The organism is Bradyrhizobium sp. BLXBL-01 (assembly GCF_051853025.1).
GTDB lineage: Bacteria > Pseudomonadota > Alphaproteobacteria > Rhizobiales > Xanthobacteraceae > Bradyrhizobium.
In genome coordinates this window covers 7,180,240-7,205,173 of sequence record NZ_CP182471.1, presented here as the reverse complement: position 1 = coordinate 7,205,173, position 24,934 = coordinate 7,180,240, and the positions used below count along the sequence as shown (strand labels likewise).

Annotated in this window: 18 protein-coding genes; 10 read left to right on the top strand and 8 right to left on the bottom strand. The window is 65.9% G+C overall.

Features of this window, described 5'->3' with window-relative positions; genetic code table 11:
- Window positions 1–38 precede the first annotated feature (38 nt).
- Both ACNJYA_RS33280 and ACNJYA_RS33275 read right to left on the bottom strand, forming a co-directional pair.
- Window positions 39–269, bottom strand: coding sequence for a hypothetical protein (locus tag ACNJYA_RS33280; RefSeq protein WP_439364528.1), 231 nt, complete (start codon window positions 267–269; stop codon window positions 39–41).
- 155 nt (window positions 270–424) lie between these two features.
- Entirely contained in the window at window positions 425–2,014 is a 1,590-nt protein-coding gene (locus tag ACNJYA_RS33275; RefSeq protein ID WP_439401474.1) for a gamma-glutamyltransferase family protein, read from the bottom strand.
- A gap of 119 nt (window positions 2,015–2,133) precedes the next feature.
- Here ACNJYA_RS33275 and ACNJYA_RS33270 point away from each other — a divergent pair, with 119 nt between their 5' ends.
- Entirely contained in the window at window positions 2,134–2,907 is a 774-nt protein-coding gene (locus ACNJYA_RS33270) for an enoyl-CoA hydratase-related protein (protein ID WP_439401473.1), read from the top strand.
- 149 nt (window positions 2,908–3,056) lie between these two features.
- Here the strand turns inward: ACNJYA_RS33270 and ACNJYA_RS33265 are convergent, their stop codons facing one another.
- Both ACNJYA_RS33265 and ACNJYA_RS33260 read right to left on the bottom strand, forming a co-directional pair.
- The gene (locus ACNJYA_RS33265; RefSeq protein WP_172788150.1) at window positions 3,057–3,233 is read right to left on the bottom strand and encodes a hypothetical protein; all 177 of its coding nucleotides are present in this window, start codon (window positions 3,231–3,233) and stop codon (window positions 3,057–3,059) included.
- 9 nt (window positions 3,234–3,242) lie between these two features.
- Complete coding sequence (locus tag ACNJYA_RS33260) at window positions 3,243–3,476, bottom strand: DUF6894 family protein (protein WP_025032002.1); 234 nt, start codon at window positions 3,474–3,476, stop codon at window positions 3,243–3,245.
- Window positions 3,477–3,676: 200 nt separating this feature from the next.
- Here ACNJYA_RS33260 and ACNJYA_RS33255 point away from each other — a divergent pair, with 200 nt between their 5' ends.
- The 3 genes from ACNJYA_RS33255 (at window position 3,677) to ACNJYA_RS33245 (ending at window position 7,816) form a co-directional block, all read left to right on the top strand.
- Window positions 3,677–5,764, top strand: coding sequence for a PQQ-dependent sugar dehydrogenase (locus ACNJYA_RS33255; RefSeq protein WP_439401472.1), 2,088 nt, complete (start codon window positions 3,677–3,679; stop codon window positions 5,762–5,764).
- A complete protein-coding gene (locus ACNJYA_RS33250; protein WP_439401471.1) occupies window positions 5,721–6,659 on the top strand; it encodes an SMP-30/gluconolactonase/LRE family protein in 939 nt (312 codons plus the stop codon). The genes ACNJYA_RS33255 and ACNJYA_RS33250 overlap by 44 nt, the downstream gene beginning before the upstream one ends.
- Window positions 6,660–6,790: 131 nt before the next feature.
- Window positions 6,791–7,816, top strand: a complete 1,026-nt coding sequence (locus tag ACNJYA_RS33245) for a histone deacetylase family protein (protein WP_439401470.1) — start codon at window positions 6,791–6,793, stop codon at window positions 7,814–7,816.
- 30 nt (window positions 7,817–7,846) lie between these two features.
- Here the strand turns inward: ACNJYA_RS33245 and ACNJYA_RS33240 are convergent, their stop codons facing one another.
- The 3 genes from ACNJYA_RS33240 to ACNJYA_RS33230 form a co-directional block, all read right to left on the bottom strand.
- A complete protein-coding gene (locus ACNJYA_RS33240) occupies window positions 7,847–8,578 on the bottom strand; it encodes a 4'-phosphopantetheinyl transferase family protein (protein WP_172788154.1) in 732 nt (243 codons plus the stop codon).
- A gap of 220 nt (window positions 8,579–8,798) precedes the next feature.
- Window positions 8,799–8,972 (bottom strand): hypothetical protein, encoded by a 174-nt coding sequence (locus ACNJYA_RS33235; protein WP_172788155.1) that lies wholly within the window; start codon window positions 8,970–8,972, stop codon window positions 8,799–8,801.
- 139 nt (window positions 8,973–9,111) lie between these two features.
- Window positions 9,112–15,555 carry an amino acid adenylation domain-containing protein gene (locus ACNJYA_RS33230; RefSeq protein WP_439401469.1) on the bottom strand — a complete coding sequence of 2,148 codons (6,444 nt, stop codon included), beginning with the start codon at window positions 15,553–15,555 and terminating at the stop codon, window positions 9,112–9,114.
- Window positions 15,556–15,691: 136 nt separating this feature from the next.
- Here ACNJYA_RS33230 and ACNJYA_RS33225 point away from each other — a divergent pair, with 136 nt between their 5' ends.
- The 5 genes from ACNJYA_RS33225 (at window position 15,692) to ACNJYA_RS33205 (ending at window position 21,890) form a co-directional block, all read left to right on the top strand.
- The gene (locus ACNJYA_RS33225) at window positions 15,692–19,162 is read left to right on the top strand and encodes an ATP-binding protein (RefSeq protein WP_439401468.1); all 3,471 of its coding nucleotides are present in this window, start codon (window positions 15,692–15,694) and stop codon (window positions 19,160–19,162) included.
- Complete coding sequence (locus ACNJYA_RS33220) at window positions 19,159–19,953, top strand: protein-L-isoaspartate O-methyltransferase family protein (protein ID WP_439401467.1); 795 nt, start codon at window positions 19,159–19,161, stop codon at window positions 19,951–19,953. Before ACNJYA_RS33225 ends, ACNJYA_RS33220 begins: the two co-directional genes overlap by 4 nt.
- A 102-nt stretch (window positions 19,954–20,055) precedes the next feature.
- Entirely contained in the window at window positions 20,056–20,322 is a 267-nt protein-coding gene (locus ACNJYA_RS33215; protein WP_212259253.1) for a type II toxin-antitoxin system Phd/YefM family antitoxin, read from the top strand.
- A gap of 8 nt (window positions 20,323–20,330) precedes the next feature.
- Window positions 20,331–20,801, top strand: a complete 471-nt coding sequence (locus tag ACNJYA_RS33210; protein ID WP_172788160.1) for a hypothetical protein — start codon at window positions 20,331–20,333, stop codon at window positions 20,799–20,801.
- Between the two features lie 138 nt (window positions 20,802–20,939).
- On the top strand, window positions 20,940–21,890 hold the full coding sequence (locus ACNJYA_RS33205) for a DUF6492 family protein (protein WP_439401466.1): 951 nt from the start codon (window positions 20,940–20,942) through the stop codon (window positions 21,888–21,890).
- Window positions 21,891–21,893: 3 nt separating this feature from the next.
- On the opposite strand, the gene ACNJYA_RS33200 is transcribed toward ACNJYA_RS33205, so the two are convergent.
- On the bottom strand, window positions 21,894–22,961 hold the full coding sequence (locus tag ACNJYA_RS33200) for an endo-1,4-beta-xylanase (protein ID WP_212259250.1): 1,068 nt from the start codon (window positions 22,959–22,961) through the stop codon (window positions 21,894–21,896).
- A 347-nt stretch (window positions 22,962–23,308) separates the two neighbouring features.
- On the opposite strand from ACNJYA_RS33200, the gene ACNJYA_RS33195 reads away from it, so the two are divergent.
- Window positions 23,309–24,745, top strand: a complete 1,437-nt coding sequence (locus ACNJYA_RS33195; protein WP_212259249.1) for a lipopolysaccharide biosynthesis protein — start codon at window positions 23,309–23,311, stop codon at window positions 24,743–24,745.
- Window positions 24,746–24,934 lie beyond the last annotated feature (189 nt).

Here is a 24,934-nt window from a genome sequence, read left to right as displayed (position 1 = left end):
CGTGAGGAGCGACGCCTTGTGTGAATTCCGGATCGGCTTTAGCAGCGACCCTGCTTCCACAGTCCGGGCGGGCAGCCGTAACCGCGCCAGCCCACTTTGCGTCCATGCGACCAGCCGGGCGGCGTGCCATGGTAATGATGGCCCATCTTATGGCCATGACCATGGCCATGACCATGACCGCCACCGTGGCCGCCCTTGGCCAAAGCAGGGCTGGTGAATGTGAACCCGGCCGCAATGACCAGCGACGCAGCGAACGCAAGTTTCTTCATATGTCCTCCAGGGGTGAGCGCACTTGTCCGTTCAATGAACGACGTTCGGCTGCCTAAGTTCCCCGCGAATGTGGAGGAGTCGTGACGCTCGCCTTGATGCGTAATCGCGCAAATGCTCAACGCGCGCTGGCACGATCTTTCTTCGATCCCCGCGTTCAGCTCTCCGCCACCGCATCGGCCCACGGCTGGAAGATCTCGACCGCGCCGGAATTGAGCTCGCCCTCGCGCATCACGACGCTCGGGAAGGCGAACTTCTGCGGCACCGCCTGCAGCCGGCTCTCTTCATAGTCGAAGCGCGCGGCCAGCGCTTTGCGCACCTCCGCCGGCAGGCGCGCATCGCCGATCACCACCGCGCCTTCGCTGGCGTCGATGCGCGGCTGGTGGGTGGCGGCGTCCAGGTCCATGCCGTAATCCATCGCGAAGGACACGAGCTGTATCACCGCGGGCAGGATGCGGCGTCCACCGGAGGCGCCGACGGCGAGGCGCTTGCCGTCCTTGGTCTCGGCGATGACCGGCGTGTAGTTGCAGAGGCAGCGCTTGCCCGGTGCAAGCGAGTTGGTGGTACCAGGCGTCGGGTCGAACCACATGATGCCGTTGTTCATGGTGATGCCTGTGTGCGGTGTCACGTAGCGCGAGCCGAACGACGAGAGCAGCGTCTGCGTCACCGCCGCGATGTTGCCGTGACGGTCGACCACCGAGAAATGCGTGGTGCAGGCCGGCGCCAGATATTCGGCGCCGAGCGAGCGCTTGCCGTCGGCATCGCCCATGTCCTTGAGCCGCTCACGGAAGGCAGCCTGCAGGGCGAGCGCATATTCGACATAGGCGCTGGCATCCGGCGCGCCTGCGGGCGTCAAGCTCTGCTGCAGCAGGCGCAGCGCATGCGCCATGGTCGGCCCCGCGGTGAGCTCGGGGGTCGCGAACACCCTGCCTTCGCGATAGGGGATCGCCAGCGGCTCGCGCAGATGGGCGCGGAAGGCAGCGAGATCCTCCACCGACAGCGAGCCGCCGTCGGCCTTGATGTCGGAAGCAATGCTCCTGGCGAGATCGCCTTGGTAGAAATCGCGAGCGCCCGCGTCGGCGAGATGTGACAGCGTCGCCTTCAGGGCGTCCTGCGGCAGCCGCGTCTCGAACTTGATGCCCCATGGCGCGGTCGGCGGCAGGCCGTCCTTCAGATATGCGGCCGCGCTCGCGGGATAGCGCCTGAGATCGGCTGCCGAGCCCGCGATCGTCACCGTCGTCCACCAATCGACCAGCAGGCCTTCGCCGGCGAGCCGAGCTGCCGGCGCGACCAGATCCTTCCACGGCATCTTGGCGTAGCGGCGATGCGCCTCTTCCATTCCGGCGACGACGCCGGGCACGGCAATCGAGCCGGGGCCGTGAATGTTGCGATCGCCTTTCACCCTTGGCCAGGGAAACAGGTCGGAGGCGGCGCCTTCGCCGCTGAGCGGATAGTCCTCAGTGCGCAGGCTCTGCGGCGCGCACATGCCGTAGTCGATCACCTCATAGCGATTTTCCTTGGCGCGGTAGAGCACCATCGCACCGCCGCCGCCGATGCCGCTGTTCCAGGGCTCGAGGACGTTGAGGGCAAATGTGGTCGCGACGATCGCGTCGACGCAGTCGCCGCCGGCGGCCAGCACCTGCGCCCCGACTTCAGCCGCCCGCCGCGATTGCGAGGCGACGATGCCGCCCTGGGATGTGACGGCGGGCTTGCGGACGGTTTGGTTGAGACTGAACTGCTGAGGCATGGTGTCGTCTTGATGCTTGTCGATGGCTTCGCTGCGTTGAATGCGAGGCTCCGCAATTGGCGAAGCGCGCGGACAATGGCACATTGCCGCCAACGAGAACATCCAAAGGGAGGCGCGGCATGGCTGGTGTGAAACAGGCGCGGGATGGCGCGGTCGGGATCCTGACGCTCGACGAACCGGCCAGCCTCAACGCGATGACGCCGGACCTGCTCGGCGCGCTCGCCGCTGCCGTGACCGAGATGACGCAGGACGAGGACATCCGCGCTCTGATCCTGACCGGCGCCGGGCGCGGCTTCTGCTCGGGCCAGAATCTGAAGGCCTCGGAGGCACTCGGCGAGGACATCGCGACCGGCGTGATGGGCTTCTACTGGCCGGCCTTCAAGGCGCTGCGCGAATGCCGCGTGCCCGTCGTCGTCGCCGTCAATGGCGTTGCGGCTGGCGGCGGTTTTAGCCTGGCCATGGCCGGCGACATCATCGTCGCGGCGCGGTCGGCGAGCTTCATCCAGGTTTTCAGCCGCATCGCGCTGGTGCCGGATCTCGGCTCGACCTGGCTGCTGCCGCGACTGATCGGCCGGCAGCGCGCGCTCGAGCTGATGCTGCTCAACGAGCCGTTGACGGCGGAACGTGCCCAGGAGATCGGCCTGGTGCGGCAGGTCGTCGACGACGCCAAGCTGATGGACGAGGCGTTAGGTCTGGCCCGCCGCCTCGCCGAAGGACCGACCCGCGCTTTGGTGGCCACGCGCGCGCTGGTCGAGGAGAGCGAGCACGCGACCTACCAGGCGCAGTTCCGCCGCGAGATCGAGCTCCAGGCCACGATCCGCAAGAGCGCGGACGCCATCGAGGGCCGCAACGCGTTCGTCGAAAAGCGCAAGGCGAGGTTTACGGGGAGGTGAGGTGGGGCACACTTTCTCCCCTCGTCATGCCCGGGCTTGTCCCGGGCATCCAGCGTCCTCGTATCGGCGCCCCCAAAACGTGGATGGCCGGGACGAGCCCGGCCATGACGAAAGATAAAAATGTCTGCAAAGGCGCGCTAAGCGCTGCCTCAGCGCATGCGATCCAGCCGGCTGGCCTGATACTTGGCGCGCCATTTCGGGCCCGGTCCGCGCATGTAGTGCAGCTCGGGGCGATAGGGGTTGGCCGCGACGCGGATCAGCGTCTGCCATCGGGTGGCGACGAAGCTCAGGGGCTGACGCAGCAGGCTCAGTGAAGCGAGCAACATGGCATCACCTCAATGCGGCTTGCCGAGCATGGCGGTGAAGGGGAGATCGAAGATCTCCTCGCCAGCGTCGTCGCTGACATGGATCACCCAGTCGCGCCAGTCTTCGGCACCGGGGGTCTGGATCATCGAGTTCATGATCTGAGCGGCGCGGTCGCGCGCCTCGGTCAGATTGGCGACGGCGGCGCCGTAGCGGTCGATCAGCGTGCCCTCGGTGTTGGAGCAGTGAAAATAGACCTGGACCATAGGCGCCTCCTGTAGAAAGCGATCGGGACGGCAAACCGATACCACCCCAAGCATTCGCGAAACATTCGGGTCGAGCCCGGTAAGGAAATCTACGGATATTGGTCGGACCCAAGGTCGTTACAGGTTTAATCACAGGCGGGTGATGACTGGACGGCGCCGCGGCGGCATGGAACAACGTCCGCGGGAAGGCGGGGGTCACCGTGAACCAGCTCACATTCGCGCGCGAACGCCGACATCTGCGCTTGCTTGCAGCGATTGTCTTTCCAGCGGTTTTGGCCGCCGCGCCGCTCGGCTTGGCCCCGGCCTCATCCGAGCCGGTCAGGAAGAGCGGCTATGCGATCGGCACGGAAGCCTGCGGCAGCGGCGAACTGGCCTTTCCCAGGATCCAGATCGACATGAAGGCGGGATTTTGCGCCGGCCTCGTCGCCAGCGAAGAGGACCGCCTCAAATTTCCGCGCGCGATCGTGCAGGTGCCCGGCCGCGACCTGTTCGTGGTCGCCGACATGGGCGGCTGGGGCCACACCGACGGGCGGCTGCTGCTGCTCGATCCGCGTGCGCCGCAGGGGCAACGCTTCAAGGATCTGCTGACGGGGATAGAATATCCGTTCGGCCTGGTCGTCGGCCCGGACAGGAAGCTCTACGCCTCGACCGCGGAGACGATCTTCCGGTTCGATCCGCTCGCGGACAACCCACGGAGCACGGTCGAGACCATCATCCGTCACATGCCGGGGCGCCGAATCACGCTTCCTGACGGCACGAGGCTCGCCGAGAGCGCACACCCGCTGAAGCAATTCGTGTTCGATCGGAACGGCCGGCTGTTCGTCAATGTCGGCTCGCACAGCGACGACTGCATCACGCCTGCGCCGATCACGAAACCCTGCGCGGCGGCCGAGGGCGCGTCCGCGCTGGCCTCGATCTGGCTGTTCACGCCGCCGGCAGGCGGTGTCTTTCCGGCATTGAAGCCCGGCGATCCCGACCCGCCGCACACCGTCTATGCGCGCGGCTTGCGCAACTCGATGGCCCTGGTGCTGCATCCGAATTTTCCGGATGCCGGCTACGCCTTCCTGCAGGGCGAGAACGCCCGCGACCTGCCCGACATCTTCAAGCCGAACGAGGAGATCAACGCAATCGAGCAGGGCAGGCACTATGGCTGGCCCTATTGCTACGATTTGTCGACGCCGAGCCCCGAATTCAGGCTGGTGCTGCAATCGGGGATCTACAAATCGCTCTGCTCAGCCAACGCGCTCTACAAGCCGCCGCTCTCGCTGATGCCGCCGCACGGCGCGCCGCTCGCGATGCTCTATTACCACGGCGCCAAATTCCCGGAGCTGGAAGGCAAGCTCTTGGTCGGCCTGCACGGCTATCGTCCGACCGGCAGCCGGCTGCTGGTCTATGACGTCGACGAGCACGGCTTTCCAAAACCCAGTGCGGCCCCGGTGCGCTATCACGTGAGTTGCGCGGCCGACCCGACCCGCAGTTTCCAGACCGACGCCGGCGAGGTCGCGGCCGCGCCGTTCGAGGAGCTGATCGCAGGCTGGCATCGCGTCAACGGCGCGCGGCCGCAAGGCGCGCCGGTCGGCATGACGGTCGCGGAGGACGGTGCGATCTGGCTGGTCGAGGACAAGAACAAAACCGTGATCCGGATCGATCGCGCGGCCGGCGAGCGACCTCAGCCGCTCCCCTGCGATACGCGCAGCCAGGCGATGATCGACCAGCTCGCAGCTTTCGTCGCCAGGGATGCGCAGAACAGCGCTCGCCTCACCACCTTGCGCAAGGGCCTCGTCCAGAAGCATTGCGTCGGCTGCCATTCGGATTTCGGCCTGAATGCGGGGCAATCGGATGCGGAGAAGGACAGGGTGGTGCTGCACTTCATGCTGGCGCAGGACGGCTGGATCTATCCTGGCGATCCCGACGCCGGCAGGCTGCGCACGCGCCTGCGCGGCCTTGGCGCCGAGAAGCTGATGCCGCCCGGCGGTGAGAGCCTGCCGAAGACCGAGCCCGGCTATTTGCGCCTGCTCGATACCGCGGACCTGTTCGTCGCCAAAATGGTTCCGGGCGCGCGGATGCGGATCAAGCCGGGCCCGCCGCAGCGGAAGTTTTTCAGCAAGGCCAACAAGGAATGCGGCGAAATACCGGCCGGAAAGGTCGTCGTCGTGACACAAAGGAGCGCTGTAGACAAACCCGGCTTCAGCCGATTCTTCCGGCCAGCCGATCCCTATCTGAATGGTGAGTGCACCGACGGCGATGGCTATTACATCCGGCAGGAACTTCTGGTGCCTGTGCAGTAGCATCCTGCTGGTCGCGACGCAGCCGGCCGCCGCCGAAACGAAATTGTTCGACAGCGCACAGGTGTCGCCCGCCAGCGAATACACCTTCGGGATCGAAGGGCCGGCCGCCGATCTCGACGGCAATCTGTTCGTGGTCAATCTCGGCAAGCCCGGCACCATCGGCAAATTGCCCGCGGGCGGCGCCGCCTCGGAGCTGTTCACGACGCTCCCCGGCGGCAGCGTCGGCAATGCGATCCGTTTCGATCGCAGCGGCACCATGTTCATCGCCGACTACAAGAAGCACAACATCTTCGCGATCCCCAAGGGCGCGACCGAGCCCGCGGTGTGGTTTCACTCCGACCAGATGAACCAGCCCAACGACATCACCATCGCGCGCGACGGCACGATCTATGCGAGCGATCCGAACTGGAAGGGCCGCGAAGGCCACATCTGGCGCATCGTCAGGGGAGCGGACGGGACCGCGCAGGGGCAGGTGATGTCGGCGCCGCGCGCGATGGGCACCACCAACGGCATCGACCTCAGTCCTGACGGCAAGACGCTCTATGTCGGCGAGTCCAGCAGCGGCCAGATCTGGTCCTATGCGATCAGCGGCAACGAGCTCACCGCGGCAAAACTGGTCAAGGCATTTCAGCCCGACACCATCGACGGCCTGCGCACCGATGTCGCCGGCCGCCTCTACGTCGCACGCATTCTCAAGGGCACGATCGCCTTGATGAAGCCGACCGGCGCGGTCGAGCGCGAGATCCCGCTGAAGGCCAAGGAGCCGACCAACCTTGCCTTCGGCGGCAGCGACGGCAAGACCGTCTTCGTCACCCAGCGTCAGGGCGGCTTCATCGAATCCTTCCGCACTGACCAGCAGGGCCGCGAGCACTGTCTCCAGCGCGGCCGCTGCTGAGCTTCGCGAGCGCTCTGCTTTCGGCGCAGGGCAGCGCGACGATGGACGGCATTCTTCTTGCTTGCATCCGGCGGCCGTGGCGATCAAGACTCTGCGGCACGTCCAGTAGCATGCGACCACGGAGTGTTTGAGTGAAAGCCGTCCATACCGAACTGCACCGCAGCCACGATCCGCAATTCTTCCTGGTGCGCGGTGTCGTCAAGCGCACCACCGAGCAGCCCGAGCGCGCCGACCGCCTGCTCAAGGGGTTGAAGGACGGCAAGCATCAACTGGTCGAGCCCAAGACATTCGGGCAGGGGCCCCGCGCGCGCATTCACAGCCCGGAATACCTGTCGTTCCTCAGCGAAGCCTGGGACGCCTGGACCGCGCTCGGCGATTCCGGCCCGGAGATGATCGGCAATATCCATCCCGTGCGCCATGCCGCGACCTATCCGACCCACATCGTCGGCAAGCTCGGCTGGCACACCGCCGACACCGCGGCGCCGATCGGCCCGGGCACCTGGGCCGCGGCCTGCGCTGCCACCGACGTCGCGGTCACCGCCGCGCAGATGGTGATGGATGGCGAGGACGCCGTCTACGCGCTCTGCCGTCCGCCCGGCCACCACGCCTATCGCGACATGGCCGGCGGCTTCTGCTTCCTCAACAACAGCGCGATCGCGGCGGCGCATCTGCAGCAGAAGCACGAGCGCGTCGTGATCCTCGACGTCGATGTCCATCACGGCAACGGCACGCAAGGTATCTTCTATGCCCGGCCCGACGTCTACACGATCTCGATCCATGCCGACCCCTCTGCGTATTATCCCTACGTATGGGGCTATGCGCATGAGCGCGGCGAAGGTCCGGGCCTCGGCACCAATCTCAACATTCCGCTTCCCATCGGCACCGGCGATGACGGCTATCTCCAGGCGCTGGACATCGCGCGCAAGGCGATCGAATCCTTTGCCCCCGGCGCCCTCGTCGTCGCACTTGGTCTCGATGCCTCCGAGCACGATCCGCTGAAGGGATTGGCCGTCACCACACCCGGCTTCCGCCGCATCGGCCAGGCCATCGCGAAGATGGGCCTGCCGACCGTGTTGGTGCAGGAGGGCGGCTATCTCTCGGATATCCTCGGTGCCAACCTGACCTCTGTGCTGGCGGGCTTCGAAGACGCGCGGTGAGATCGCTTCGCCTCTTCCTGCTCAACGCGCTCACTCAGCCGCTTCGCGGAGCGGCCAGGCATGGCGGCTGATGGGAAGGCCGCCGTGCGCGCGGGAGCCGTCGGCGATCGCGAGGCGATGCGAGGGCGATGGCGAGCACAGCGAGAAGCGCCAGCCGTCCGGATCGTCGACGATGTCGGGCTTGAAGCTGATCTCGATGGCCTCGCGTGACACCTGCATGGCGAAGGCGTCGAGCGGCAGATTGAGCCCAAAGCCCCTGGCCTTCAGATAGGCCTCCTTGAGCGTCCAATAGTCGAAGAAGCGCTCGATCGCCGCGGGCTCCGGCAGTCCGCGCAAGGTTTCGACCTCCTCCGGCGCAAAGAAGCGAAGCGCGGTGGACAGCGGCGCGATGCGCCGCGACACGGTTTCGACGTCGACCCCGACGGCCTCATGCCGCGACACCACGCAGGCGACGCAGCCGTCGGCATGCGACAGGCTGAAATGCAGCGCGGTCGAGGTGGCCGGTGCTGCGACGAACGGCCGGCCATAGCGGCCCGCGCCGAACGACCAGTCGGTGGGTGCGACGTTGGAAGCGACCTGCGACAGCGCCAGGCGCAACATGGCATGTGCGAAAATGTACTGCCGACGATGCCGCTCGAACACGAAGCGATCGGCCCGCGCCCGTTCGTCGACCGAGAGCAGGCGCCGGCACGCCTCGACCGCGCCCGGCGCGTCAATGGTCTCGATCAGTCCGACAAAGAGTTCGATTCTGTCGTCTGCCATCAATTGGGCCCATGGCGTCAGGCGAGGCCAAATCCCCCGGTCCCGACGGAAGAAGCAACTGCGCAAGAATCAGCCGAGAGGACCGTTCCTAGCGGTCCACCCGGGCGATTTCTTGTCGATTTGCAGGCCGGTTTACAGGCGCAAGCTTGTGCGAGCCCCCAAGCTCGACAAGCAAGCGGCCGATCTGCGAAGACTCGTACGGCGTCCCCGACCGACGAATTTATTTCTTCTTCTTGGACTTCTTCTTCTTGGACGCGCGCAGAGCCTTAAGGCTGGCTTCGACATCCTTCAGCTCGGTCTGGAGTTTCTGCTTCTCGAAATTGAGCAGGTCCTGCAGCGCCTTACGGTCCTCCGCGCTGAGCGAGGTCTTCTTGGTAAATTTGATGAAACCCATAACACTCCCCGGGTTGAAAATAATCGTCCAAATCAAACCCCGGGAATAATCTTGCGCGCTGGTGCCAAATAATCAAGATGCAACTTGATCATTCACAGCTTTGCCGCGTGAACCCGTATTCTTGCGCGATGCAGCGGCGTCAGGCGGCCCTGCGCGCGAGCAACCTGCCGAGCGGTGCGTTGGGCTGGGCGATCGCCGCCGTCAGCAGCGCGACGAGGTCCTCCATCCATTCTCCGACCACGCGGCCCTCCAGCAAATCGCGCTTGTAATTGCATGAGCCGGTGATGCCGGTCGGGCGCTCCTTGAGCATCAGTGACAGCCAGGTCTGGTCGATCGGCAGCACCGGCTGGCCTTCGCGCGCGACGTTGCCAATCGATTCCGTCGCGAGATCCGGGAGATCGAGCGGTTGGCGCAGCGGATTCTGCAGCGTGAAATAGACCTGGAGCAGCGAGGCCGGATCGATCCCCTCCTGCTCCAATCGATCGGCCAGGACGTTGAACGGCAGCTCCTGCCGTGCATGCGCGTCGAGCACGCTCTGGCGCACCCGCATCAAGGCCTGGACGAACGACAGATCCGGTGTGATTGTCGTGCGGACGATCACCGTGTTCTCGAACGGGCCGATGATTCGGTCGGTGTCCGGCTGGGCACGATTGGCCATGGCGGTCGCGATCGCGATGTCGGTGCGGCCCGTCCGGGCCAGCAGCATGGCCTTCAGGCCGGTGAGCAGGCACATGAACAGCGTGCAACTGTGCTGGCCGGCGAACGCCGTCAGCCGGGCGATCAGCTCGTGCTCGAGGCTGACCGGATGATGCCCGGTGGAGGCGCCCGGGCTCGATTCTCCGTCGAAAAGGGGGCCGGCTCCACGCAAATTCTGGCTCCAGTCTTCAGCCTGGCGCCGCGCCGCGTCGGTGCCGTACCACCAGCGCTGCCAGCGTGCGACATCCGAAAAGGCCGGCGGCGGCTTCGGCAATGGCGCGGACGGATATCCGGCCAGCGCCGCATAGCGGCTCGACAATTCCTCGAACAGCACGCCGATCGACCAGCCGTCGACGACGGCGTGATGCAGCGTCAGCAGCAGCACGTGGTCGTCGTCGTGGAGCCGCAACAGCCGGGCGCGCAACAGCGGCGCGCGCCTGGTGTCGATCGGGATATAGGTCTCCTGCTCGATCAGGAGATTGATCTTCCTGAGCTCGAGCGCCTTGCGCCGCTTGTTGTTGTGGGGATGGCCGTCGCCGATCGTCTCGACCGTCATGATTCGGCCGAGCGTGCGCGGCGCGGCGATGCGGCTTTCGGGCTCATCGCCGTTCCAGGCGAACGCGGTGCGCAGCGATTCGTGCCGGCGCACCACGTCGTCGATCGCCTTTGCCAGGGCAGCCGAATCGAGCGGGCCCTGTAGACGGAAGGCGAAGGGCAGGTTGAACTGCGGCAGCCCCGGCAGATTCCGTTCGATGTGCAGCATCTGGTCCTGCCCGATGGAAGGCGCGGGCGGCCCGCCCGCAGCTGATCGTGGCAGGCTTGCGGCAGGCTTGCGCGGCTTCGTGGCCACGGCCTGGTCGACCCGCCGCGCCAGCCCTTCGATTGTCGGCGCCTCGAAGATGGTCTTGATCGGCAGCGACACGCCGAGCGCCCGCGCGATCCGCGCCATCACCTGGCCGGCCAGCAGCGAATGGCCGCCGAGGTCGAAGAAATTGTCGGTGACACCAATGCTCTCGGCCTTCAGCAGGTCGATCCAGATGTCGGAGAGCACCTTTTCGGTGAAGCGCCGCGCCGGGACGGCCGCATCCGGACCGGTCGTTTCCGGCGGGACGGGCGCCAGCAGCGCGGAGCGGTCGATCTTGCCATGGGCGTTGAGCGGCACCTGATCCAGGAACAGGAAGGCGGAGGGGATGGCGTGGCCGGGCAACCGGCTCTTCAGGAAGTCGCGCAGCTCGCTGGCGCTGCTGCGGCTGCCGGGCTTGGCGACGACATGGGCGATCAGCCTGATATCGCCGCTCGCCTCGCGGCGCGGTTCGACGATGGCGGCGCGCACGCTTCGATGCTCGGCCAGCGCGTTCTCGATCTCCTTGAGCTCGATGCGATAGCCGCGGACCTTGACCTGATGGTCGGCGCGGCCAAGGCATTCGATCGTCCCGTCGGCGCGGCGCCGGGCCAGATCGCCGGTCCGGTAGAGCCGGCTGGGGGCCTGGCGCGAGAACGGATCGGGCAGAAAGCGCTGCCGGCTCTGCGCGGGATCGTTGATGTAGCCGCGGCCGATTCCTGCGCCGCCGATGCAGAGCTCGCCGGTCACGCCGATCGGTTGCGGTTGGAGGTGCGCGTCGAGCACGTAGAGCTGGGTGTTCGGCAGCGGCGCGCCGACCGGAACGTTGGCCGTCGCGGTCGCCGGCGCCTTGGTCAGGCGATGCAGTGAGACGTCGTCGGAGCATTCCGACGCGCCATAGGCATTGATCAGCGGCACCCTCGGGCAGCGGGTAAACCAGGCGCGGCAGAGCTCGACGGGCAACGGCTCGCCGGTGGAAATCAGCAGCCGCAATCTGGAGAAGGCGCGCCGCATCAGCGCCTCATCCATGCGATCGAGAATGACGCGCAGCAGCGAAGGCACGATCTCGAGCACCGTGATGCCCTCGCGCTCGATCTCCCGCGCCAGCAGGATCGGGTCCTGCACGATCGCGTTGCCGCAGACATGGACGCGCGCGCCGACCATGGGACCGGCGAGGAATTGCCAGACCGAGATGACGAAGCTCTGCGGCGCGGTCTGCGCGATCACGTCCTTGGGCGAGAGACCGAGCTCGGAGATCAGCGAGGCCAGATGGTTCGACAGGCCGCGCTGCTCGATCATGACGCCCTTCGGCGCGCCGGAGGAGCCGGACGTATAGACGAGATAAGCGAGGCTCGCGACGGCGCGCCGTGCGGCGCGGGCCGGCTCGTCTGCCCTCGGCGCGAGCGCGTCGTCGAGCTCGGCCACCTGGATGCGCTCGACCAGCGGTTCGAGCAGGGCCTCGACCGTGCCAGATTGCGCCCGCCCGGTCAGCAGCACACGGGCACAGCTCGATCCGAGGATGGTCGAGAGCCGCGCCGTCGGCTGGTCGGGATCGAGATTGAGGAAGGCCGCGCCGACGCGCTGCACCGCGATCATCGCGGCGAGCAGGTCGGGCCCGCGCTCCGCGAGCAGGGCAACCACGCTCTCAGCGCCGACGCCCTCGCGGGCCAGCCAGCGCGCGGCCGCCCGGCTGCGGCGTCCCAGCTCGCGATAGGTCAGGGACGTGCGACCGTCCGAGACCGCGACGGCGTTCGGCGTCTTCCTCGCCTGGCGGTCGAAGCGTTCGCTTAAGTTGCCGCTTGTGGTGAAATTGGCCGGCGTGCCCCGGCCTTTCGCCAGCAATTGCCGGCGTTCGGCCTCGGTCAGGAGCGGCAGGCGCGAGATGCGCTGCTCCGGATTGGCGATGACGGCCCTGAGCAGCGTCTTGAACTGGGCGGCCATGCCTTCGATCGTCGCGGCGTCGAACAGATCGGTGGCGTATTCGAAGAAGCCGGTGAAGCGGCCATCGGCCTCGACCAGTTCGAGCGTGATGTCGAAGCGCGCCACCCTGGGATCGACTTCCAGCCGCCGCGTCGACAGGCCGGGAAAGCGCGCCGCCTCGATCGAGGCGTTCTGGAGGATGAACATGATCCGGAACAGCGGATTGCCGTCGCTGCGGCGCGCGACCTGCAATGCGCGCAACACCTCCTCGATCGGAAGGTCCTGGTTGCGGTAGGCGTCCAGCGTGACCTGCCGCACCCGCCGCAGCATCTCGCCGAAGCTCGGATCGCCGCTGAAATCGTTGCGCAGGATCAGGGTGTTGGCGAACAGCCCGATCAGGCGTTCGCTCTCGATCTGGTTGCGGTTGGCGATCAGCGATCCCGTGGCGACATCATCATGCGAGGTGTGGCGGAACAACAGGCACTGGAAGGCGGCGAGCAGCGTCATGAACGGTGTGACGCCCTGGTTCTGGCTCAGCGTGCGCAGGTCGGTCGACAGGGATTTTGGCAATTCGAGATAATGGCGCGCGCCGTGCCCGCTCCAGACTTCAGGCCTCGGCCTGTCGGTTCGGAGCGGCAGCATGGTGACGCCGTCGAGCTGGGTCCGCCAATAATCGAGCTGCTCCGTGGCCGCCGGCGTCTGCGCCCAGCTTTGCTGCCAGAGCGCGAAGTCGCGATATTGGAAGGCGGGCGGAGGCAGTGCGGCCGGATGCTTCTTGCGCGCTGCGGCATAATGGACGGCGAGCTCCTCCCAGAACAGCCGCTGCGACCAGCCATCGGTGGCGAGGTGATGGACGTTGACCACCAGCGCATGGCTGTTCTTGCCGAACGACAGCAATGTGGCCTTCAGGGGCGGCTCGTGCGCCAGGTCGAACTGATGTTGCGCAAGCTTGAGCGCCTCGCGCCGGATTGCCGCAGGCCGCTTGTCTGCCGGGCATGGCTTGAGCTTGATGTGCGCCAACCGCGGCGGTGACGACAGCACGAGCTGCACCGGCTCGCCCTGGCGCTCGATGAACACCGAGCGCAGCGCCTCATGGCGCGTTGAGATCGCAGCGAGGCTCGCAGACAGCGCGGCGGCGTCGACGCGGCCCTCGAGGACGGCGATCTCGACGACGTTATAATTGTACCGGGTCGGGTCGAGCCGCGAGAGCACGTACATCCGCTGCTGCTGGAACGACAGCGGTGCGTCCGTGCCCGCAGCGCGGCGCCAGGCCGGCAGCGCCGTCTCGCGCCGGCTTGCGGCGGTCTCGATCCGGGCCGCGAGCGCTGCGACCGTCGGGCAATCGAAGATGTCCTCGAACGAGAAGTCGACATTGAAGCGGTCGCGCAGGCGCGAGCGCATCTGTGTCACCGCGAGCGAATCCGCGCCGAGCGCGAAGACGTCCTGGTCGGCGCCGACCTGCGGCAGCTCCAACAGGCCGGCCCAGATCTCGGCGAGCTGGCTCTCGACCGCATTGCGCGGCAGCCGGGTCTCGCGACCTGCGTCCGCAGTTGCAATCAGTTCGGCGAGGGCATTGCGCTTGACCTTGCCGCTGGCGCCCTTCGGCAGCGTGGCCACACTGCGGATCAGGCTCGGCACCTTGTAGGCTGCAAGCCGCTTTCGTGCGAATTGGCGCAGCTGGTCCGAGGTCGCCTCGGCGTTCGGCCGCAGCACTACGATTGCTGCGACGTTCTCGCCGAGCTTCTCGTGCGGGACCGCGAACACGCCGGCCTCCAGCACCGCCGGATGGCTGAGCAGGACGTCCTCCACCTCCAGCGGCGAGATCTTCTGCCCGCCGCGATTGATGACGTCCTTGATGCGGCCGACGATGAAGAGATAGCCGTCGTCATCGAGATAGCCGAGGTCGCCAGTCCTGAACCAGCCGTTGCGGAACGCGGCCCGTGTCGCCGCCTCGTCATTGTAATAGCCGCGGCTCATGTTCGGCCCGCGCAGCATGATCTCGCCGTGCGCGCCGCTTGCGAGCATGCGGCCCGTCTCGTCCATGATCGCGATCTCCGGGCCGGCGGCGCGGCCGACCGATCCGACCTTGCGCAGCTCGAACGGATTGGCCGCGATCTGCGAGGCCGCCTCGGTCATGCCGTAGGTCTCGAGCACGGGAACGCCGAACGTCGCCTCCAGCCCGGCGAGAATCGCCGGCGCGAGCGAGGCCGAGGCCGACCGGATCACGCGCAGCGACGACGGTCGGGCGCGGTCGGGGTTCGCTTCCGCCGCCGTCAGCAATGCGCGATGAATGGTCGGCACCGCCGTGTACCAGGTCGGCTGCAGCTCCCGCATCCAGCCGAAGAAGGACGATGCGTCGAAACCGTCGGTGCAGATCACGCTGGAGCCCGCAGCCAGCGCCGTGAGCAGGCCGGAGATCAAGCCATGGGCATGAAACAGTGGCAGCACATTGAGCAGGCGATCATGCGTCGTGAGCGACAGCACATGGCCGGCATTGTAAGCGGAGAGGCAGACATTGCGGTGGGTCAGCGGCACCATTTTCGGCCGCGCCGCCGTACCTGACGTCAGCAGGATGAACGCATCGTCGTCGCCGCGCGAAGCGCCGTTGGCTCTTGCCGCCCCGATCGCCGGAGCGATGAACGTGCAGCCGCCGAGATCGTGGGCGGGCCCCGCCACGAAATCGATCACGGCGATATCGAGCGCCCTGGCGACGTCACGGCTCGCCGAGTTCATGTCGGCCCGGGTCACGAGCGCCGTCAGCTTCAACTCGCTGAAATAGCGTTGCAGCTCGTCTGCCGTCAGGTCGGGGTTGACGGGGACGCAGGCGCAGCCTGATGCGACCGCGATCAGCGCCAGCGCAGAATCCGCGCCGCGCGGCAGCGCAACCGCGATGCGGTCTGCGGGGCCGATGCCGAGTTCACGCAAGGTCTGGACCAATTGCCGGATCGACTCGGCCAGCGCGCCATATTTGAGCGCCGGCCGGCCGGGAGCGAGGAGTGCGGGGGCGGCCGGCGTCTTGCGGGCATAGAATTCGAGAAGGCCGCTGATATGCGCGAATATCTTCGGTTCGGCCGTGGTGCCGGCGAAGGCTTCGTCCGCTCCGGTTGCAATACCCGACAACGCCATTCCCTTTTGGTCCGATTAAGTTATTCTTCCAAGAAGTTAGGGAATGCGTCCAGTCCGAGGTGAAGTTTGGCCCCCAAAATCTTTGGTTGAGGGGCCTCCAAGCCCTTCGACGGAGTGATGGTCGGGCAGAATCACCATGCTGGAGAATGAGCCGGGCACGAGTTTGGAAGGCGGGCTGAAACGCTGGCTCGATAGTATCGGCCTCGGGCACTACACCGATCTTTTCGCGCAGCACCGTCTCGATCTCGACGTCATCGCGGATCTCACCGAAGCCGATCTGGTCGAGCTCGGATTGCCGCTCGGCGATCGCAAGCGGCTCCAGCGGGCGATGGCGGCGCTGTTTCAAGCGGAGACCACGGAGGCGCCAGCCGCGACGGCGCGTCCGCAAATCCGGGCGGAAGTCGGAGCCGAACGGCGCCAGCTCACCACCATGTTCTGCGACATGGTGGATTCCACCTCGCTGTCCGCGCAGTTCGATCCGGAGGACGTCCGCGACATGATCGCGGACTTTCGCGAGACCTGCGTCCGGGTGGTCAAGCAATACGAGGGCTTTGCCGCCCGTTTCGTCGGCGACGGTATCCTGGTCTATTTCGGCTATCCGACCGCACATGAGGACGATGCCGAGCGCGCGGTGCGCGCCGGACTCGAGATCGTGCGGGTGCTGTCGACCGCACGCGCGGTCGAGCCGCGCGGTGCGCTCAGCCATTCACCCGCCGTCCGCATCGGGATCGCGACCGGCCTCGTCGTGGTCGGCGATCTGGTCGGGCAGGGTACCGAAGAACGCGATTCCGCGGTCGGGGAAACCGTCAATCTCGCGGCGCGCCTGCAAGGCCTGGCGCCGCCCAACGGCGTGGTCATCTCCGCTTCGACACAGTCGCTGCTGAAGGGGAAGTTCGACTACCGCAATCTCGGCGTCCACGACTTGAAGGGAATTCCCGAGAAGACACAGGCCTGGCACGTGGTGCGCGCCTCGCGGGTGGAGACCCGCTTCGCCGCCGCGATGGGCACGCGGCTGACGCCGCTCGTCAACCGCGAGGAGGAGATCGCGCTGTTGATGGGGCGCTGGCAGCAGACCAAGGACGGCGACGGCCAGGTCGTGGTCAAGTTCGGCGAGCCCGGCATCGGCAAGTCGCGCATCATCCAGGAGATCTTCGAGCGGGTATCGGGCGACCGCCATGGACAGGTCTCGCTGCAGTGCTCGCCCTACTACACCTCGACCGCGTTCCATCCGTTCGTCGCGCAGCTCAAATTCACCCTCGGCCTCGATCGCGAGGAGTCGTCCGCGCTGTCGCTGGCGAGCCTGGAGAACGCGATCGCCGCCGCTCATGGCGACATCGAGCAGGTCACCCCGCTGTTTGCCGCGTTGCTGTCGATTCCGACCGGAGACCGCTATCCGCCGCTCGAGCTGTCGCCGCAGCAGCAGAAGGATGCGACCGTCGTGGCGCTGGTCAACCATTTCCTCGGCCTTGCGCGCGAGATGCCGCTCGTGATCGCGTTCGAGGATCTGCACTGGATCGACCCGACCTCCCGCGAGGTGATCGACCTCCTGGTCGACCGGGTGCAGAACCGGCCGATCCTGGCGATCATCACCGCGCGCTCGGAATTCCAGCCGAGTTGGAACGCGCATTCGCACGTCACCACCCTGGTCCTGAATCGGCTGAGCCGGCAGCTGCGCACGACGCTGGTCGAGCGCGTCGCGGGGCGCGAGATGCCCAAGGAGGTCGTCGAGGAGATCATCGTCAAGACTGACGGCGTGCCGCTATTCCTAGAAGAGCTGACCAAGACGGTGCTCGAATCCAATCTGCTCACCGAGCGGCACGGGCGCTATGTGCTGTCGGGACCGTGGCGACAACTCGCAATCCCCGCCACCCTGACCGACTCCCTGATGGCGCGGCTCGACCGGATGGGACCCTCCAAGCGCATCGCGCAGATCGGCGCCACGATCGGCCGCGAGTTCTCCTACGAGACGCTGCACGCCGTCGCCAACACGCCGGCCGAGCAGATCGAGGCGGCACTCAATCATCTGGAGGAGGCGGGGCTGATCATGCGCCGCGGCCATCCGCCGGACGCGCTCTACTCCTTCAAGCATGTGATGATCCAGAACGCCGCGCATGCGAGCCTGCTGCACAGCGAGCGGCGCAAGCTGCATGCGCGGATCGCCCAGGTGCTCGCCGAGATGTATCCGGAGAAGACCGAGCGCGAACCGGAGCTGCTCGCCCATCATTTGACCGAATCCGGCCAGAGCGAGGGCGCCGCCAGCTTCTGGCTCAAGGCCGGCAAGCAGGCGGCCAAGACCGGCGCCAACCTGGAAGCGATCGGCCATCTCCGCCGCGGCCTTAACGTCGTGCAGGCCAATACGCGCATGCAGGGCGCGGACGAGATGGAGCTCGAGCTGCGTATTGCGCTCGGCAATGCGCTGATCGCCGCCAAGGGCTACGCGGTGCAGGAGGTCGAGGAGAACTACATCCGCGCGCTGGAGCTCGGCCGTCAGCTCGACGACGACGAAAAGGTCTTCGCTGCCACGCGCGGGCTCTGGGTGTGCCATTTCATCCGGGCCGATCTCACCCGCGCGCACGATCTCAGCGTCGAGCTGTTGAAGTTCGCCAAGCGCGAGCGGCTGAACGAGCGGACGCAGCCGGCGCAGCAGACCGGCTATCTGATCGAGGCGCACCGCGCGATCGCGATGACCATGTTCTATCGCGGCCGCTTCGCAGCCTCGCAGCACCATCTGCACCGCTGCATCAACCTGTTCAGCCCTGATCTGCACTCCGATTTGATGGAACGGCACGGCATCGATCCCGGGGTCGTCTCGCTGTCCTATCTTGGTTATCTCTTGTGGTTCCTCGGCCGGCCCGACGCCGCGCGCCAGCACAGCGAGCAGGCGATCGCGAACGCCGAGAAGATCCGCCACCCGTTTACGCTCGCCTTCGCGCTGGTGTTCGGCGCCTATCTCCGGCAGCATTTGCGCGACGTGGAAGGCACGCGCGACCACGCCAACCGCGCCATGATCATTGCCACCGAGCACAATTTCCTGCACTGGAAGCAGCAGGCGGCGATCCTGCGCGGCTGGGCGCTGGCTCAGCTCGGCGAAGCCGACGAAGGCCTCGCTCAGATGCGCTTCGGCCTCGACGAGTACGAGGCGATGGATTCCTGGCTCGCCGGCTGCTGGTTCCGCTGTCTGCTCGCGGAAACTTACGCCAAGGTCGGGATGCGCGACGCCGCCTTGCGCGCGCTGGATGGTGCGCTTGCGACCGCAAGGCGGACCGGCGATCACTTCTATCTAGCCGAGGTCTATCGCCTGCAAGGCGAGATCACGCTGGCGGGTGGCGACCCGGCGTCGGTACAGGAGGCGGAGGACCTGTTCGGCCTGTCGCTGGAGATCGCGCGCAAGCAGGGTGCGCTGTCCTGGGAGCTTCGCACCGCCGTCTGCCTCGCGCGCCTGTCGCATCAAGCCGGCAAGCGCGAGCACGCAAGGCTCCTGCTCATGCCGATCGTCGGCAAATTCAGCGAGGGCTTTCATACGCAGGACCTGAAGCAGGCGATGCAGCTCGTCGAGGAGCTCGGTATGGACGCGCCGGTGCGCGAGCAGGCCGGTCATGTGACATGAGCGATCTTGCCGCCGCGCGTGCGCGCTATGTGGAGCTGATCGCCAGGCGCGAGCGGATTGCCTCAAGGCGTCTGCTCGATGCGCTCGCCGCCGTCCCGCGCGAGAAGTTTCTGCCAAGGGGACCGTGGCGCATCAAGGGCGAGGCGGCGCGCAGCTACCGGCTGACGCCCGATGCCGATCCCGTTCATCTCTATGACAACGTGCTGGTCGCCATCGATGCACGCCGCAAGCTCGACACCGGCCTGCCGAGCCTGTGGGCGCATTTGATCGACACGCTCGACGTCAAGCGGGCGGACCATGTCGTGCAGATCGGCTGCGGTCTCGGCTATTTCTCGGCGGTGCTGTCGATCATGGTCGGCGAGAAGGGGCGCGTCCATGCGATCGAATGCGACGAGCGGCTCGCGGCCCGAGCGGCGAGCTATTTGCGCGACTATGGGAACGTCACCGTCGTCCACGGCGATGGATGCAAGGACGTGGGCGAGCCCGCCGACGTGATCATCGTGCATGCCGGCTTCTCGCATCCGCATCCGCTCTGGCTGCGGTCGCTCCGTCCGCGCGGCCGTCTTCTGGTGCCGCTGACCCAGCGCGACCGCGAAGGCGCCGCCCTCAAGATCAGGCGGAGGGCCAGGGGTTTCGAGGCAGAGGCGATCCAGCAGATCCGGATCTTCCCCGGCCAGGGACGCGGCGTGAGCGCCCTCGACGACCGCGTCGCCGACTGGTGGCAGCGCGCCTCAGCCCTCGCACCGCTCCGCTTTCGTGCGCTGGAGCAGGGGCTGCCGTCGGATGGATAAGTTATTGATCAATAACAGTTTTATATCTTTCCGGCGTCTGCCATTGAACGCGCAATATATGTGAATTACATATTTCACAGCTTCAATGTGGTTTGGTGAGACATGCGGGATCTAAAGGAGTTTAGCGCGCAGGACCTGCAAAGACGGTTGGGCGAGGTCCAGGACGCGGCTCTTGTTGCGCCGATCGCGATCACACATCGCGGTCGCCGGCGGCACGTCATGATGTCCATCGATGAATTCAACCGCCTCGAACAAGCCGCCAGCGCAAGGGTCTACAGGATCGGAGAGCTGCCCGGCGATCTCGCGGAAGATCTGGCTAATGTCGAGATGGATTCCCGGCATGACCATCTCGACAAGTTGCTGGATTAGGTGACGGCTTGCGCGAGCAATTGCCGACACCCGAACCGGGCATGGTCGTTCGCTTCGATTATCAATGGGCCGATCGCAAGCAGCCCCGGAAAGATCGGCCAGCCTGTGTCGTTCTCGTCAAGGTGCGGCCTGACCCCCGACCGCATCGGGAGGGTGATGAGCCTGCCCGTCTCGACGAAGTCATTTACCTACCGGTCAGCACCAAGCCGCCCCGCGCAGATCAGGCAGCTGTTCGTATCCCCGATCAGGTTCGACGTCATCTCGGGCTTCCCGGCGAATCCTGGATCGTGATCTCCGAGTGCAACGTCCAGTTCTGGCCGAACGATTTGTCGCGCGTTCCAGGATCTGGAAGGTGGCTATACGGATTTCTGCCTCCACGCTTCTTCCGTAGCGTTCGCGACCGGCTCGTCGAAGAGTTGAAGAGCCAGCGATTGAAGATGGGGAATGTGCGCTATCTGCCGCCGCGCACGAGGTCGTAGGTGTCCGACGGAACTCGAAGCAAGGCTGCCGTCGGATGGATAACACTTCGTTTCATTTTACCTTGATTCCGTTTGTGGGTTTCCCCGGTTTCACGGCGCCGCTATCAGTGCGGGCTGATGGCCATTTGAGCGTGCTCCATGCATTCCGTCGCCCTGCTGACCGCCAGCTACGCCAAGGATATCGAACGTTTTTCGCTGCTGAGCGAGAGCATCGACACCTGGCTGACGGGCTACACGCGGCATTATGTTCTCGTTAACGATGAGGACGTGCCGCTGTTCGCGCGCTTGGCGTCCGACAGGCGGGTCATCGTTCCGGCCTCGCGGTATCTGCCGAAATGGCTGTTCGCGCTGCCGCCCGCGCTTCAGTTCATCAGCAAGCGGCGCGTCTGGCTATCGCTCCTGTCGTCGCCCGTGCACGGCTGGCACATCCAGCAGATCCTCAAGATCGCTGGCGTCCTCAATGCGCCCGAGCAGCGCCTCTGCATCCTGGACTCGGACAATCTGTTCTTCCGCGAATTCGACGTCGGCCAATATGCCGGCGGCGAGCAGACGCCTCTGTTCGTCACGCGCGAAGCGATCGGTGCCGACCACCCCCTGCATGGTCTGTGGCAGCGCACGGTCGATCAGTTGCTCGGCATCAAGCAGCGCACCTTCCCGGCGGACGATTATGTCGGCAACGCTCTGGTCTGGGACAAGGACACCGCGCGTGCGATGACGGACGCGATCAAGTCGGCGACGGGCCTGAGCTGGGCGCTGGCGCTGTGCCGGAAGAAGAAGTTCTCCGAGTATTTGCTTTACGGAAACTTCGTCGCGACCTCGCCGGAGCACCTGGCGCGGCATCGGGTCACCGAAGACAGCATCGCGGTCTCGCACTGGGACGACACGCCGCTCGACCGCACCGCGATCGAAGCGATGATGCGCACGGCCTCGCCCGAACAGGTCGCGCTTTGCATTCAGTCCTATTCGTCGACCTCGATCGACGACATCCGCGACGTGTTCCGTCTCTCATCAAGCGACCGACGCGCGCCGAGCCTGGCTCCCGATCACATCGGCGATGTAGCCGCGTTCGAAACGCCCAAGACACGCTGATCTCTAAGCGTCTTTCGTGAACTTGCTGATGACGTCCATGAACGGCTTCGGCTTGAACTCGCCGTCGAGCGGAAGCGGGCGGTTCGGCTGCTTGTCCGCGCGGGCGAAGGTGCCGTTGATCCAGCTGTAACGGTCCGAGAGGCCCCAGGTCAGGATCGAGCGCACCGGGCCGCTCGCGGAAACGGCGGTCAGCAGGTCGTCGACGCGCTTGGCGACGACGGCATCGCGCTCCGCAGGACTTCCCGCCAGCTTCTGGTCGTCGACGTCGAGCTCGGTGATGAGCACCTCGAGCCCCCAGGAGCGCAGCTCGGTGACGAAGTCGGCGAGCCCGTGCGTGTCGATCTCGAGCTCGGCATGCAGATGCGATTGCAGCCCGACGGCGTGGAGCGGAACGCCCTGATCGAGCAGGTCCATGATGAGGTTGCGATAGGCCGCCCGCTTGGCGATGAAGGAGTCCTTCGCCGATTCGATGTCATATTCGTTGATCGCGAGCTTGACGAAGGGATCGGCCGCGGCCGCTGTGCGGAACGCCAGCGGAATCCAGCTCTTGCCGAGATGCTGCGTCCAGAACGTATCGCGCCGGTCGGTGATCCCCTTCGGATTGTCCGCGATCGGCTCGTTCACGACGTCCCACGACGTCAGCTTGTCCTTGTAGTAGGAAACGACGGTGCCGATGTGGTCGAGATAGGCGCGCTCGACGCCCCTTCTGTCCTTGATCTGCTTGGTCCAGTCCGGAATGTCGTGATACCAGGCGAGCGCGTGGCCGCGCATGGTCAGATCGTTGTCGCGCGCGAAATCCAGGATCGCGTCGGCGCGCTCGAAGGCGAACGTATGGGCGTCCGGCCGCAGCATCGGCCATTTCAGCTCGAGCACCGGCACCACCTGCGTGCAATAGGTGCTGATGGCCTCGCCGAGCCGCGGATCGGCTTGCAGGTCCCACAGCGTCGCCGCAGCGCCAAAGCCGGGACGGCGCTGGGCGCGTTTCGAGGCCGGCACCGCGGACGCAGATGCGCCCGCAGCAAGGGCCGCGGCGCTGCCGAGGAGAAATTCGCGTCTAGCGAGCCTGGTCACGTTGGGACGTTCCTTCTGCAACCAACGCGCCTTCGTACCAAGCGGTGCGGTGAACCGCCCGGGTTTCATGGCGTTCGGTTAACTCTGCAGCAGGGCGGGTAAAAAGGGACCCGGAAGCGAAAAACGCCGGGAAACATGGTTTCTTTTCCCTGATCCATGCGCCCGTTCAGCACAGGGCAAATTTAACGCTAACGCGCGAAAGCCGCTCCAACGCCGCATTCGCCGCCCGATCTGCAGACTTATGTGACACTCTTGAGGGATGCTGCGGCGCAGTTCGTTCGCCCGCCAAGATCCAATTGGATCGAGCCTCGCCACACTCGCAAGTCCGCTGCCGGTCCCGTGCTCGCATGCTGAACCGCCATTTCTCGATTTATCTCGTCGCCTACATCCTGCCTGCGGCGGTGGGCTTCTTGGCCGTCACGGCCTATACGCGGCTGCTGAGCCCGGCGGAGTACGGCGTCTATGTGGTCGGCATCAGCCTTGCGGGCATTCTGGGTGCGATCTTCTTCGCCTGGATCAAGCTGTCGGTGTCGCGCTATCAGGCGATGTCGGCGGAGGTCGATTTTCGCGGCACGGCGATCGTCGCCTTTGCCCTGACTGTCGCGGTGCTCTGCGCCACCACGCCGTTGATTGTCCTGTTCCGCAGCGATGTCAGCGTCGAGCTGCTGCTCGCCAGCATGTTCGTCGCGATCATGGCCAACGCGGTCGATGTCGGCCAGGAGTTCGAGCGCGCCAAATTGCGGCCCTACCGCTTCGCGGCGATCTCGATCGTGCGCAGCGTCTCCAGCGTCGGCTTCGGTCTGCTCGGCATCTGGCTCGGCTGGGGTGGATTGGGACTGCTCGCCGCATTCGGTCTGGGGTCGCTCGCCGGCATCATCCTCAATCTCGTCGGCGACCGCACCAGGATTGCGCGCTTCCAGCGCAGCCAGTTCATGCAGCTGGCGCGCTATGGCCTGCCGCTGACGCTGGCCGGCCTCTCCGTCGCAGTTTATTCGGCCTGCGACCGGCTGATCGTCGCCTATCTGCTCGGCAAGGACGCTGCCGGCATTTTCGGCGTTGCCGCCGATCTGCCGCGCCAGTTCATGGTCATGATCGCATCCAGCGTCGCCGCGGCGACCGTGCCGCTGGTGTTCCGGTCATTGTCCGAGAATAACGGTGCGACGACGCGCGAGCGGCTGACCGAAAGCCTCGAGCTCCTGCTCGTCGTCGTCGCGCCCGTTGCGGTGTGGCTCGCGCTCGCCGCGGACCAGGTGGCCGGCACGCTCGTCGGCATCGACTTCCGCGCCGGCGTCTCGGCGCTGCTGCCGACCCTGGTGCTCGCGCGGCTTTTCGGCATCGCCAATCAGTTCTACGTGCAGATCAGCTTCCAGCTCGCCGAGCGGCCGTTCATGCTGGCGGCGCAATCCTTTCTCACGCTGGTGATCAGCGTGATCCTGATGTTCGCGCTGATCGGCAGCTACGGCCTGTACGGCGCGGCGCTGGCGACGCTGGCAACCGAGGCGATCGGCTTCCTCGTCGCACTCGTCCTGATGCATCGGGCCCATCCGGTCCCGTTCGAGCTCAATCGCCTCGCCGGCGTTGCCGCCTCCGCAGCCGCGATGGCGGCGGCAATTCTGGTGGCGCGCTCGCAAGCGGGCGGCACCGGTCTCGTATCGCTCGTCATCGTCAGCCTCGCCGGCGGCCTTGCCTATGCGGCTGCGGCCTGGCTGCTCAATGTTGCGAACGTGCGAACCTTGTCGCTGCGTGTACTGCGAACGCTGAACCGCAAGGCGTTGGGCGTCTAGCCGCCGTGGGCGGCTGATCGGACATTCTGCCGCAGCGGTCGAGACCAGCTTCGGGCCAGCCTCGGCTGAAGGCCGCCTTCCGCCCGGGCGAGGCGTCGTATATGAGAGATTTGCCGCCGGAAGTGCCGAATCTCGCCACAGAGGGAACGTAAGGCGGCTGCGATTTCTTAATGCAATGACTCCAATCTG

Coding starts and splice junctions, on each gene's coding strand:
- ACNJYA_RS33280 (WP_439364528.1), bottom strand. CDS start 269: ATGAAGAAACTTGCGTTCGCTGCGTCGCTGGTCATTGCGGCCGGGTTC.
- ACNJYA_RS33275 (WP_439401474.1), bottom strand. CDS start 2,014: ATGCCTCAGCAGTTCAGTCTCAACCAAACCGTCCGCAAGCCCGCCGTC.
- ACNJYA_RS33270 (WP_439401473.1), top strand. CDS start 2,134: ATGGCTGGTGTGAAACAGGCGCGGGATGGCGCGGTCGGGATCCTGACG.
- ACNJYA_RS33265 (WP_172788150.1), bottom strand. CDS start 3,233: ATGTTGCTCGCTTCACTGAGCCTGCTGCGTCAGCCCCTGAGCTTCGTC.
- ACNJYA_RS33260 (WP_025032002.1), bottom strand. CDS start 3,476: ATGGTCCAGGTCTATTTTCACTGCTCCAACACCGAGGGCACGCTGATC.
- ACNJYA_RS33250 (WP_439401471.1), top strand. CDS start 5,721: ATGGCTATTACATCCGGCAGGAACTTCTGGTGCCTGTGCAGTAGCATC.
- ACNJYA_RS33240 (WP_172788154.1), bottom strand. CDS start 8,578: ATGGCAGACGACAGAATCGAACTCTTTGTCGGACTGATCGAGACCATT.
- ACNJYA_RS33235 (WP_172788155.1), bottom strand. CDS start 8,972: ATGGGTTTCATCAAATTTACCAAGAAGACCTCGCTCAGCGCGGAGGAC.
- ACNJYA_RS33230 (WP_439401469.1), bottom strand. CDS start 15,555: ATGGCGTTGTCGGGTATTGCAACCGGAGCGGACGAAGCCTTCGCCGGC.
- ACNJYA_RS33225 (WP_439401468.1), top strand. CDS start 15,692: ATGCTGGAGAATGAGCCGGGCACGAGTTTGGAAGGCGGGCTGAAACGC.
- ACNJYA_RS33220 (WP_439401467.1), top strand. CDS start 19,159: ATGAGCGATCTTGCCGCCGCGCGTGCGCGCTATGTGGAGCTGATCGCC.
- ACNJYA_RS33215 (WP_212259253.1), top strand. CDS start 20,056: ATGCGGGATCTAAAGGAGTTTAGCGCGCAGGACCTGCAAAGACGGTTG.
- ACNJYA_RS33205 (WP_439401466.1), top strand. CDS start 20,940: ATGCATTCCGTCGCCCTGCTGACCGCCAGCTACGCCAAGGATATCGAA.
- ACNJYA_RS33195 (WP_212259249.1), top strand. CDS start 23,309: ATGCTGAACCGCCATTTCTCGATTTATCTCGTCGCCTACATCCTGCCT.